Raw genomic sequence first — 12049 nt, forward strand, 5'->3', positions numbered from 1 at the left:
TTTGAAACACGTACCTCATTAACTATATTCAAGACTAATTTAAAAACTCCTGCAAAATAATTGAATTTCCTTTTTTTTGCGCTTATCTGCTTTAAAACTAAAAAAAAGACAGCTCAATTAAGAACTGCCTTTACTAGTTAATCTAATTATTCCAAAACCTTATTTAAATTTTCCTGATTAAATTCTTCAATAATCAGATCCGCCTGCGACAAATCCTGACTCTCATCCTGAGCTCGATTAAAAGCTACCACTTTTGCTCCTGCCTGATGAGCGGCCCGGACTCCATGCTGTGAGTCCTCAATCACCAGACATTCTTCTGCCCGAACCCCCAGCTTTTCTGCAGCTTTGAGAAAAATATCAGGAGCAGGTTTTCCATTTTCTATAGAATCAGCGCCAACATAACCTTCCATATACTGATCCAGTCCAAAACGCTGATAGATGTGCTCAATTACTGGTGAATAGGAAGAAGAGGCAATAACCATCTGATAACCGTGGTCTTTAAAAAACTCAAACCATTCTTCAACTCCCGGCATCAGTTCCAATTCTTCAGCTTCTGCCAGCCCCTGATAGGAGCTGTGAATATGATCTTCCATAAAATCTTCCAGCTTATAATGAGCATACTCTTCCTTAACCTGATAACGATCCAGAATATCGGTCCAGATATCTTTTAGATTTGCTCCCAGATGCCGGTCATGATCTTCCTGTTTTAAATCAAGTCCATATTTTTCGTAAACTTCTTCATTTACTTTGTCATAAATTGGTTCTGAATCAATAATTGTTCCATCCATATCAAAGATTACAGCTTTTATCATTATTAATCACCCGTTATTTTATTAGTTTAAAACCACTTTTATTTATTATAACACATATTAGTGAAAAAGGAGAGCTGCAGGAGCCCTCCTTTTAATTTCCATTATTTGGTTCCGTACCCGGTACATGCACAGTTAAAACATTATAAATCCGGCTGCCAGATAAAGTACTAAAGCTAGAGCTCCGTTGAGCAGAGCATAAGGCAGCTGTGTATTTACATGATCAATATGGTCAGAAGCAGAAGCCATGGAAGAAAGAATAGTTGTATCAGAAATCGGTGAACAGTGATCTCCCATAATTCCTCCAGAAATTACAGCTCCAATTATCGGATACAGGGGAGCTCCCAGAGCAACACCCATCTGAATTCCAATCGGCATCATAATGCCAAAGGTTCCCCAGCTGGTACCGGTGGCAAAAGCCATTGCAGATGCCATAATAAAGACTATTGCCGGACCAAAAGCACCGCTGACTCTCCCTTCAACTAAAGAAGCCATATATTCTCCTGTTTCTAAATATCCAATTACATTTCCAATCGCGAAAGCCGTGATTAAAAGAATAGCTACCGGAACAATGGCTCCAATACCCTGATAGACATAGTCAATATATTCTTTTAAGTTCATTAACCCTTTTAAAACATAAAGAAAACCGGCAAAAGTTACTGCAGTAATTACAGCCCAGAAAACTGAGGTTGAACCTGATCCCTGCAGAATACTTCCCTCACCTGTAATATAAAGTGAGATCGGCATCATTGCTATTAAAACTACAATCGGCAGAATCATATTCCACATATTTGGAATAACTCCCTCTTTGGGAGGGGTAGCAGTTGCCTCTTCGGAAACCATAGGAGTTGCTCCTTCTCTTAAAAGCATCCCTGTTTCTGTGGCTCTTTTTTCTGCCTTAGCCATTGGTCCCCAGTCCTTACCTGTCATAATATAATAACCAACTGCGATTACTGCAATTATGGAATAAAATTGAAAAGGTATTGATCTGGCAAGTATAGCTGCCGGATTACCCTCGATTACTCCATTTGCAATTTGAACTCCGATAACTCCCATCAGCATTGCGCCCCAGCCGTTAAGCGGTATCAGTGCACAGACCGGTGCCGAAGTTGAATCACAGACATAAGCCAGTTTTTCCCGGGATACCTTAAATTTATCAGTCAGAGGTCGTGCAACAGTACCTGAGACTAAAATTGTAATTGAGGACTCTATAAAAATAACAAGTCCTGTTATGTAAGCTAACAACAGGGCTCCTCTTTTATCCTTAACTATATTTCTTTTTTTCGTTAGATAATCGATAAAACCCTGAACTCCACCTGAAGCAGAAATTACAGTTATTAGTCCTCCCACTAAAAATGAAAACATAATAGTTTTGGTTATCCAGCCCTCAGAAAAAATAGCTACAATTTCTTCTAAGGTCATATTGATTGCAGCAAAGAGCGACCAATCTGTTAAAATTAATGTTCCCGAAAAAATACCTAAAATAAGTGAAATAAAAACCTGTTTTGTTGTCAGGGCCAGTAAAATTGCAATTACCGGCGGTAAAATACTCCAAATCCCATATTCCATACTTTCCCTCCTCTTTTTATTTAAAAAATATTTGAAAATAATAACTGCTTATTATTATACCATAAATTATCTGAAAAGTTTAGTTTGCAGATTGTCTGACAAAAATCGACAGGTTCACGGTGGATGTAGATAAATGTAATTTTTTATCGAATTAAATCAAACCGGTAAACTGCCACCAGAAATATTCGAAGACAATTGTAATTAAAGCCACCGCGGTAAGAGGAATTCCCAGTTTGATTACATCTTTTTCTCTATAATTCCCGTTTTCTTTTCCCATTCCTACCAGAATATTTAAATGATGGAATGGTAAAATATAATGGGTTCCGATTGCAGTATAGACAAAGAGGGCAGGTACTAAAGGGTTGATACCAAAACTCTCGGCAAAGATAATAAAAGCCGGAATAGCTATTCCCATCACAGCAATTACACTGCCCAGAAACATATGTAAAAACATAGAAAGCCCTGCTGTCATTAAAGCAAAATAGAGCATATTGCCCGGTGCTTCTGCGGGCAGGACAACCTCTGCCAGCCACTGATTCATCCCGGTTAAGGATCCCACCTTACCGATGGCTACTGCGGCAGTCAGGAAAATTAAAACCTTGATTGGTACCTGATTCCAGTCTTCTTTTTTGAGAACATCTCCGGTTAAAGGTAAGCTCATCATCACAGCAATAGTCAGGGTCAGCCAGCCCAGTTCAACTCCGTGAAACGAATCAGTCATCCATAAAACTACAGCAGCAATCAGCCAGAAAACAGTCCGCTGTTCTTCTGCTGACATCATTCCTAAATCGAGCAGTTTCTGCCCAATTTTCTTCTTATTGATTTCTACCTCTTCTTCAGGTTTGAATAATTTGAGGATTACCACGAGAGTCAAAGTTGCCGCCAGTGCTGCCGGGGCCCCCATATATAAAAACCAGCCTCCCCAGCTTAAATCAACTCCTGCAAATTCCAGGGTCATAAAATTTAGGGTGCTCTCTCCTGTTAAAAAAATCATTGATATCGGAATTGAAGCTGCAAAAACTGTCAGCCCAATCTTGGAAGCATCATTTTTATTAATCCCGGCATTCTCAATTACTACCGACATAACTGACATAATAATAAAAGCCCGGGGCCAGGGATGAGGAATAATTAAACTCATCAAAAAAGTTAAAGCAAAAATAGAATAAATTATGGAGCGATAGGAGTCTACAAAGCGGATGATAAATTTATAGGCAATCCGTTCTCCCAGGCCAGAGCGTTCAACTGCAGCTGCAATTAAATAAGCTCCAATAACTAAATATACAGTCTGGGAAGTCCAGAGGGAAAGTACTTCCTCCGGGGGAGCTATCTCAAAAATCAGCATTAACATTAAAAACAAGGCTGCTATATAGGCAGAATCAGCCACCTTGGCCGCCCAGAAAATAACGGTCATCAGAGTTAAGGAAAACATTTTCCGTCCGGCTAAAGAAAGACCGGGAAGCTTGAGATTCCAGATCAGTAAAGCTACGATAATTCCAACAAATAAAAATATTGTGCGTTTATCTTTAATTTCAACCACCACCATCATCAGTTTATATTCTTATCTATAATTTTACAAGAAAGTTCAAAATAAAGCAAATTGCTCAGGATTAATCTGAGCTAATAACATTATTTAATTTCAATGTTTTTAGCATCAGCCTCAGCCGACTGGTAGGCAGCCTCAATTATCTTCTGGGTTTCATAACCATCTTCAAAGGTTGGCACACCTGGATTGGCCTTTCCCTTAGCAATAGACTCGAAAAAGAAAATTAGACTGACCAAATGCAGATCAATCATCATCCCCTGAGTTGATTTAGAGCCCGGATATAATTCTAAAAGCCTGTCTAAAAATTGATCTCCGGCCACCATTTCTTCGGTCACCCTGATCTCCTCTGGTGTCTGATCAAATAACTGGACCTTATCTTCCTGATCTGAGTCAATATAAATTGCTCCCTGATCCCCAAAAATATGAAATCTAAACCCTTCATTACCCGGAGAAACCCTGGAAGCTTCTAGAGTTCCTCTGGCACCGGAGGCAAAATCCAGCATCAGCATTGCCCAGTCATCAACATCAACCTTTTTTGATTTTCCTGCTGCTGTTTTTCGCGAATTTACAAAAGTTTTAGTCCAGGCACTCAGGCTCTCCACCTCACCCAGCAAAAATCTGCTTAAATCAATCATATGACTTCCCAGGTCAACTAAGGCTCCTCCACCAGAACTATCTTTTTTTAGACGCCAGCTGATCGGGACCTCCGGATTTAAATAGCGAGAATGATAATACTCTATTTTGGCAAACTGGACCTCCCCAATTATCTTGTTTTTCAATAAAGCATGAGCATAGGCAACTGCTGGAGCAAAACGATAAACAAATGCTATTTGATTCTTAAAATCTTTTCCTTCCAGCTGCTCCATAATCGTCTCTGCTTCCTCGAGATTTAAGGCCAGAGGTTTTTCACAGTAAATATGCTTATCAGCAGCCAGAGCTTTAAGTGTTTCTTCAGCGTGCAGAAAATTTGGAGTACATAAATCCACCAGGTCCACATCAGCTTTTAATAATTTATCAAAATCATCTACAACCCTGTCAAAACCAATTTCCCTGGCCAGCTCCCCTTTTTCCTGAGGATGGCTTGTTGCTAAAGTACTTAAATTAATTTTAAAATCCAGTCCCAGTTCCAGCATGGCTAAATTTTTAAGTCCCATCAGGTGAGTTTTAGCAATTCCACCTAAACCACTTAAAGAATAATTTATATTCATTAGATCAGCCTCCCGACTATTTTTCGACTTATAATTTAAATTCAACCTCAAACTAAATAATCCTTTATTTTTCGAAACCAATTCCGTATAACAAATAATTAACGGATTTTCTATTAATATTGCTGCCAACTTATTCTGCTAATTGTAGTCGATTTACATTTAATTACTATGATACTTCTGATATAATAAAATTTGGAAATGAGAAAAAATTTAGATAAAAAATCATAAGAGGAGGTTTTTTGATGCCTTATTTAGCTGATGAAAATCGTTATGAGAAAATGGAATACAATTATACGGGAAACAGTGGTCTTAAACTGCCGGCAATTTCTTTAGGTTTATGGCACAATTTTGGGGGTGTAGACACCCTAGAAAATGCCCGCAAGATGCTGCGCAAGGCTTTTGATTTAGGAATTACTCACTTTGACCTTGCCAATAATTATGGTCCACCAGCTGGTTCTGCCGAAGAAACGATGGGGATTTTAATGGAAAAAGACTTTAGACCCTATCGCGATGAATTAATTATTTCTTCTAAGGCCGGTTATTATATGTGGCCGGGACCATATGGAGAATGGGGCTCCCGCAAATACTTAATTTCAAGTCTTGACCAGAGCCTGCAGCGGATGGGCCTTGATTATGTCGATATCTTTTATCATCACCGCCCGGATCCAGACACACCTTTAGAAGAAACAATTGGAGCCTTAAAACAGCTTCAGGATCAGGGTAAAGCTTTATATGTAGGTATTTCAAACTATAATGCCGCTCAGACCAAAAAGGCAGCAGAAGTTGCTGAGAGAATGGGAGTTAATTTACTCTTAAATCAGTACAACTACTCTATCTTTGATCGCTGGTCAGAAGAGGAAAGTCTTTTAGAAACACTTGAAAATGCTGGAATGGGTTCAATTATTTATTCACCTTTAGCTCAGGGATTATTAACTGATAAATATCTGGGTGGAATCCCGGAAGATTCCCGGGCTGCTAAAGAAAGCGGCTTCCTTAAAAAAGACAGTATTACCGAAGCAAAACTGGAAAAAGTAAGACAGCTAAATGAAATTGCTGCTGATAGAGGACAGAGCCTGTCTCAGATGGCTTTAGCCTGGATTTTAGAACAGGGAGTTACTTCAGTTCTGGTTGGAACCAGTAAAGTTGAGCAGATTATTGAAAATGTTGGTACCCTTAATAATACTGGCTTCACTAACGAAGAATTAGCTGCTATTGAAGCAATCGCAGCTGAGTAAAAAGGTACCGGGTACCTGAGAATAACTGAAAACTATTATTCTAAGATAACAAAAAGGCTGAAGTCCAATTAAGGGCTTTAGCCTTTTAAAATTTTTATTAAGTTAAAAATAGAAAATATTTTTATCCATCTAGTTTAAACATTTTAACTGGGCCATTAAGCAACTGTATATCTGGCTTTGCCTTCTTCTTTTGACTTATATAAAATATCATCTACACGCTTGAATAGTTCCTGCAGTTGATCACCTTTTTTAAGTCTGCTCAGACCGGCACTAACTGTAATCGAAATATTCATTTTCTCACTTAAGTTTTCCACATTTCGATAGTAATCATCAAGATACTTTTGGGTCTCGATCTCACTTTTATAACAAATGATTGCAAATTCATCTCCACCCCAGCGAGAAATCAGAGTATGTTGAGGCATAGTTCTCTCCAATTCGTCTGCCAGTTCAATTAAAACCTGATCACCAATATCATGACCATAATTATCATTTATTTCTTTAAAATTATCAATATCGAATAAAATCAGCGTAATATCCCTTTTAAAATGAAGCTGATCTCTAAAAATATTTTTAATTTCCTGATCAAAAGCCCGCCGGTTAAACTTTTGAGTTAGGCTGTCCCTATTGGCCAACTTTTTTAATTTTTGATTGGCCAGCTGCAGCTTTTTAGTTGAAAGCCCAAGTTTGCTTTTCTCCCTATTATAGGCATTAGCAAACTGGAGCAGAAGCAGATAAGATGCTGTCAGAACGATCGGTGTCTGGATTAATTTATCATAAAACTGGGTCTGCTGACTGTGAGCAACCATTATCTCTGGATAAAAATATTCCAGAGAAAAGATAATCATAAAGACTGCAATCAGGCTTAAAAGCAGCAGACTTCTGGGTTTTGATTTTTCGAATAAAAAAGTAAGAGAAATTAAAATTAAAAATATATAAGAGAGGCTGTTATTATTACTCCCCCCTGACTGAAACCAGGCAAAAGGGAGAAAGATAAAAATTAAAAATAAATAATAGCTTAACTTAAGCTGAAAAAAGTCGAATAAATCTTTTTTCATAAAATATAAAATTGCAGCTGATAGGACTGCCAGCAAAATCCATTTAAAATTAATACCCCAGCTAAATCCGACCAGATAATTGACTATAATATTCACTATAGAAATTACAATTCCAAAAAATAAAATAATCCTGAATATTTTATTTTCTAAATTCTCTCCAGTCCTGTCTCTGCTCTGCATAATAATTACTCCCCACTGGTTATAATTTTAACCTCTTCTTATATTTAATTCTAGATAAATCATTTTTTTCCTGCTAGAGGTATTAGATTGCCTTTTCCTCTTTCCAGCTTCCTTTTTTAAACCAGATTGCTCCAATAATTGCACTCAGTAAATTGGACATAAACATTCCCCACCAGATACCGGTGGTTCCCATCTGAAAATATTCTGATAAAAGTCTGGCTAAAGGAACTCTAAATCCCCAGAGAGCAACAACTGCCAGCACCATGGCGGCGACTGTGTTTCCTGCTCCTCTAAAAGAACCACCAATTACGATTCTGACTCCCAGAAAACCAAATGATAAGCCGACAATCTTAAGAAAATCGACTCCGATTGCAACTACTTCGGGATTATCATTAAAGACTGAAATGATCTGGGCAGGGAAAAATTGAGTAATTAAAATCAGGGCCATCATCAGACTAAATGTCAGTCCTACAGCTGTCCAGGCAATCCGCTCAGCCCGATCAGCATCATCAGCTCCCATAGTCTGACCGACCATCGTAGTTGTTGCCATTGAAAGCCCGCGCATCGGCATCATGACCACTGATAAAATTCTGTTTCCAATTCCATAAGCAGCTACGGCCAGGGTACCAAATTCGGAAACTATACCCATTAAAAAAGTCATTCCCAGAGCAATTACTGACTGTTCAGCGGCTGACGGGGTGCCCAGCTTAATTATTCTTTTCTGAACTTCAAAGTCCGGAATTAGATTTTTGGCATAAAGTTTAATTCCCTTTTTACCTTCAAATAGTAGATAAATTCCATACAGACCAGCAAGTGCTCTGGATAAGACTGTAGCTATTGCTGCACCTCTAACTCCTAATTGAGGAAAAAAGCCCCAGCCAAAAATTAAAAAGGGATCAATAATAATATTAAACACTGTTGAAAAAACCATCATCTTCATCGGGGTTTTGGTGTCACCAACCCCTCTTAAAAGAGCTGTAAACACAAAAAAGATAAACATAAAAGCCACCCCGCCAAAAATAATATCCAGATAAGCTACTGCCTCATCCATGATATTTACAGGTGCTCCAATCCAGCCTAAAATTATGCGGTCAAAAATAAAGCCGGTAGTCCCGAAAATTACTGAAAGAAAAATAACTAGAGTAAAAATCTGACCGGCCACATGATCAGCCATCTTTTTGTTATCAGAGCCGGTATACTGAGCAACCAGGGTTGTCCCGGCAATGGTCATCCCTCCACCAATAGAAATTAATAAAAACACAAGGGGAAAACCAACTGAAATTGCAGCCACAGAGTCTGCTCCCAGTTTCCCAACCCAGAAAGTATCAGCCAGGTTATATAAAACCTGCATTGTATTACCGACCATAATCGGCCAGGAGAGTTTAAACAGTGTTTTGGGGATTGAATCATTTAAAATTGCTTCTCGATTATTAATTTTTTTATTCTGTTTAATTTTTTTCATTTAAATCACCTAATTATTAACAAAATTAATTATACATCTAAATTATATTCTTTAATCAGTTTTTTCTAAACTCTTTCGCTCCCTGATTACTACATAGGCAAGGACCAGTACCGCTATTAAGGCTAAAGAAATTCCGACTCTAAACATCACCGCCATCCCATAATTATCAATTAAATAACCACCCAGAAGACTGCCAATAATTCCTGCAGCTCCAAAAGCTGACATCATGGCTATACTCTGAGCTGTAGTCTTTAAGGCTGGTGGGGCAACCAGTTTAACATAGTAGCGTACTGTTACCAGAAAAACACCAAAAGAAAGCGACTGCAGCATCCCAAAAAACAGAAAATAAACCGGAGAAGTTGCTGCTGCTGCAATTATAAATCTTAACAGATAAAAAAAGGCCGAAAACAAAAGCAGTGAGTTAGTTTTATATTTTTCCAGAAAGTATTTAGCCACAAAAAAGATAGGAGCCTCACTTAAGGCATTAAAAAATAGGGTGTAACCTAAATCAGTGGAATTACCCCCAACAGATCTGATAATCGGTGCCAGGTAAACAAAAAGCATCTGGTTGGGAATAAAAATCAGCAGGGTAATAAAAAGGATGAAAATATAGTCCGGATTTTTAAAAAGACGCATAATATTTTTATCTTCTAATTCAACTTCAACCTCTTTTGCTGCTGCCAGCTCCCTATCTTCCGGGGAAATATTTTTATTCTGCTTCTTATTTTCAACCGCTGTTTCCGATTCTTTCTTCTGCTGCAGCTCACTGTAGCTGTTATCTTTAATGTTAAAAGCAATGATAACTACAATAAAAGCAATTATTCCATAGCCCAGAAAGTGGACCCGCCAGCCAAATCTTTCTATTATCTGACCAAAGACTGTGACGATAATTGCAAAACCAATTGAGCCCCAGGCCCGCATAAAACCATAATTATGGGCAGTATGAGCAGAAGTCTCTAAAATCCAGCTGTCTAAAACTGACTGCTGAGGTTCCCATAAAAAACCGACAACTCCAATTGAAATTGCCAGCATCAAATCTCCGTAAAAAGTTAAAGGGGCGACAAAAATCGCCATTAAAACCATTGAGATTATAAAAATTATTTTTCTGCTTTCCAGTCGATCACAGATATAACCGACAATTGGAGGTCCAAGCAGCCCCATAAAAGTTCTGATCGACATCAGGGTTCCAATCCGCATATTGCTGTAGCCTAAATCAGTCAGGTAATAAACTAAATAAGCACCATAGATAGCCCAGGTGCTCCAGAAGAAAAACTGTAAAAAAGAAAATTCCGTGATTATTTTATATGATTCTTTTGTTTTGATTTTTTTGATTAAATTAGTTATCAATTTTAGGTACCGGGCACTTAGAAAATTATGTGAAACCCGTTAACTCCTTCCCAGAATTAATTTAAGGTTTTAATTAATTATCCTTATATATATAATACTAGAGAATTGATTAAATACCTTTAATAAATGCCGAATAATTATAAATTAAATTAGTTATAGTCTAAAAATAAATTAAGGTCTTATTTTTTGAAGTTAAAATTTCTTTTAGTATCTTATAAAAAAATGCATAAAAACACCAGACATCTGCTGGAAAATAACAGATATCTGGTATCTTTAATTAATTTAATTCTAAATAAAAATCAGAGATAGAATTGCTACAAAAGTAATTGTTACAATTCCCTGAACTAAAGTCGCTGTCGTATAAGTCTTGTAGGCAGTATCAGTATCCATATTAGAAAATTGACTTACAACCCAGAAATAACTATCATTAGCATGAGAAACTGTCATCGCTCCGGCACCAATCGACATAACAACAAGTGCTTTCGCTATAGATCCATCAAGCCCAAGTGAAGGAAGCATTGGAGCTAACAATGCTGAAGTTGTAATAATTGCAACAGTAGATGAACCCTGAGATGTTTTTAACGCAGCTGCAATTATAAATGGCAAAAAGATGCCCAGATTATATGTTGAAAGAACTTCACCTAAATAATCACCAATTGGAGTTGTTTTTAATATCTGACCAAAAGCTCCTCCTGCGCCAGTTATCATTATGATAGTAGCAGCATTTACCATACCTTTAGCTACCCAGCCATTTATATATTCTTTATCAAATGAAGGAAGCAGTCTAACAGCAATAAAAACACCTAATAATAAAGCAACTGTCGGATCCCCAATGAAAACTAAAAATGTGCGGATATTTCCAGTTCCAAAGATATTTGCAGGGAATTCTGCAATCGACTTTAAGGTTATTAAAAGTATTGGTACTACAATTGGAGCAAAAGAATCAAATACTGATGGTAGATTAATATCTTTATCATCCGCCTCAACCTCTATATCAGCGTCAACCCAGTATCTGGAAGCAAATTTTGTTGCCCAGAGATACCCGGCTAGTATTGCTGGAATCGCAACTACTACACCAAACATAATGACCAGACCCAGATCTGCACCAAGATTACCGGCAGCTGCGATTGGTCCTGGAGTCGGCGGAACTAAAGTGTGGGTTGCATAAAGTCCAGTTGAAAGAGCAACAGCCATAGTTGACATTGATATTTTAGCTTTTTTAGCAAGTGACTTATTTAAAGATGAAAGAATTACAAAACCACTATCACAAAAAACAGGTATCGAAATAATAGCACCAGTTATAGACATGGCTAAAGCTGACTTTGCTTCTCCAACCCAGCCAAGTACTGTATTAGCCATTGTTAAAGTACCTTTTGATTTTTCTAGGATTGTACCTATAATAGTTCCCGCAATAATAACAATTCCTATATAACTTAATATTCCACCAAAACCACTAGTCACAGTATTTACCACTTCAATTAACGGCATTCCAGAAAAAATACCAACACCAAACGAAGCCAACAGTAAAACTAAAAATGCATGTAAGTTAACTTTTGCTGTCATAAAAATTATGAATGCAATAGCAGCAGTTAAAATAACCAACAACATTGGACCCTGTACCATTTTTATTATCCCCCTTTA

The 12049-nt window shown here is 37.6% G+C and carries 9 protein-coding genes; 1 reads left to right on the forward strand and 8 read right to left on the reverse strand.

The window, feature by feature from the left end; translation table 11 throughout:
- Positions 1–146: 146 nt before the first annotated feature.
- The 4 genes from C7958_RS01145 to C7958_RS01160 all read right to left on the reverse strand — a co-directional run bounded on the left by C7958_RS01145 (position 147) and on the right by C7958_RS01160 (position 5129).
- Complete coding sequence (locus C7958_RS01145) at positions 147–812, reverse strand: HAD family hydrolase (protein WP_111570827.1); 666 nt, start codon at positions 810–812, stop codon at positions 147–149.
- A 132-nt stretch (positions 813–944) separates the two neighbouring features.
- On the reverse strand, positions 945–2378 hold the full coding sequence (locus C7958_RS01150) for a Na+/H+ antiporter NhaC family protein (RefSeq protein WP_111570828.1): 1434 nt from the start codon (positions 2376–2378) through the stop codon (positions 945–947).
- 151 nt (positions 2379–2529) lie between these two features.
- Positions 2530–3924, reverse strand: a complete 1395-nt coding sequence (locus tag C7958_RS01155; RefSeq protein WP_243834245.1) for an SLC13 family permease — start codon at positions 3922–3924, stop codon at positions 2530–2532.
- Positions 3925–4004: 80 nt separating this feature from the next.
- Entirely contained in the window at positions 4005–5129 is a 1125-nt protein-coding gene (locus C7958_RS01160) for a Gfo/Idh/MocA family protein (protein ID WP_111570829.1), read from the reverse strand.
- 242 nt (positions 5130–5371) lie between these two features.
- On the opposite strand from C7958_RS01160, the gene mgrA reads away from it, so the two are divergent.
- Entirely contained in the window at positions 5372–6364 is a 993-nt protein-coding gene (mgrA, locus tag C7958_RS01165) for an L-glyceraldehyde 3-phosphate reductase (protein ID WP_111570830.1), read from the forward strand.
- A gap of 155 nt (positions 6365–6519) precedes the next feature.
- Here the strand turns inward: mgrA and C7958_RS01170 are convergent, their stop codons facing one another.
- The 4 genes from C7958_RS01170 to C7958_RS01185 all read right to left on the reverse strand — a co-directional run bounded on the left by C7958_RS01170 (position 6520) and on the right by C7958_RS01185 (position 12031).
- Positions 6520–7599 (reverse strand): GGDEF domain-containing protein, encoded by a 1080-nt coding sequence (locus C7958_RS01170; protein WP_111570831.1) that lies wholly within the window; start codon positions 7597–7599, stop codon positions 6520–6522.
- An 82-nt stretch (positions 7600–7681) separates the two neighbouring features.
- Entirely contained in the window at positions 7682–9061 is a 1380-nt protein-coding gene (locus C7958_RS01175; RefSeq protein WP_111570832.1) for an MATE family efflux transporter, read from the reverse strand.
- Between the two features lie 51 nt (positions 9062–9112).
- Positions 9113–10408, reverse strand: a complete 1296-nt coding sequence (locus tag C7958_RS01180) for an MFS transporter (protein ID WP_111570833.1) — start codon at positions 10406–10408, stop codon at positions 9113–9115.
- Between the two features lie 288 nt (positions 10409–10696).
- The gene (locus C7958_RS01185; RefSeq protein ID WP_111570834.1) at positions 10697–12031 is read right to left on the reverse strand and encodes a GntP family permease; all 1335 of its coding nucleotides are present in this window, start codon (positions 12029–12031) and stop codon (positions 10697–10699) included.
- Between the last annotated feature and the right edge of the window lie 18 nt (positions 12032–12049).

Origin of the sequence: Halanaerobium saccharolyticum, from assembly GCF_003259895.1 — a bacterium.
Taxonomy (GTDB): domain Bacteria; phylum Bacillota; class Halanaerobiia; order Halanaerobiales; family Halanaerobiaceae; genus Halanaerobium; species Halanaerobium saccharolyticum_A.

Coding starts and splice junctions, on each gene's coding strand:
- C7958_RS01145 (WP_111570827.1), bottom strand. CDS start 812: ATGATAAAAGCTGTAATCTTTGATATGGATGGAACAATTATTGATTCA.
- C7958_RS01150 (WP_111570828.1), bottom strand. CDS start 2,378: ATGGAATATGGGATTTGGAGTATTTTACCGCCGGTAATTGCAATTTTA.
- C7958_RS01155 (WP_243834245.1), bottom strand. CDS start 3,924: ATGATGGTGGTGGTTGAAATTAAAGATAAACGCACAATATTTTTATTT.
- C7958_RS01160 (WP_111570829.1), bottom strand. CDS start 5,129: ATGAATATAAATTATTCTTTAAGTGGTTTAGGTGGAATTGCTAAAACT.
- mgrA (WP_111570830.1), top strand. CDS start 5,372: ATGCCTTATTTAGCTGATGAAAATCGTTATGAGAAAATGGAATACAAT.
- C7958_RS01170 (WP_111570831.1), bottom strand. CDS start 7,599: ATGCAGAGCAGAGACAGGACTGGAGAGAATTTAGAAAATAAAATATTC.
- C7958_RS01175 (WP_111570832.1), bottom strand. CDS start 9,061: ATGAAAAAAATTAAACAGAATAAAAAAATTAATAATCGAGAAGCAATT.
- C7958_RS01185 (WP_111570834.1), bottom strand. CDS start 12,031: ATGGTACAGGGTCCAATGTTGTTGGTTATTTTAACTGCTGCTATTGCA.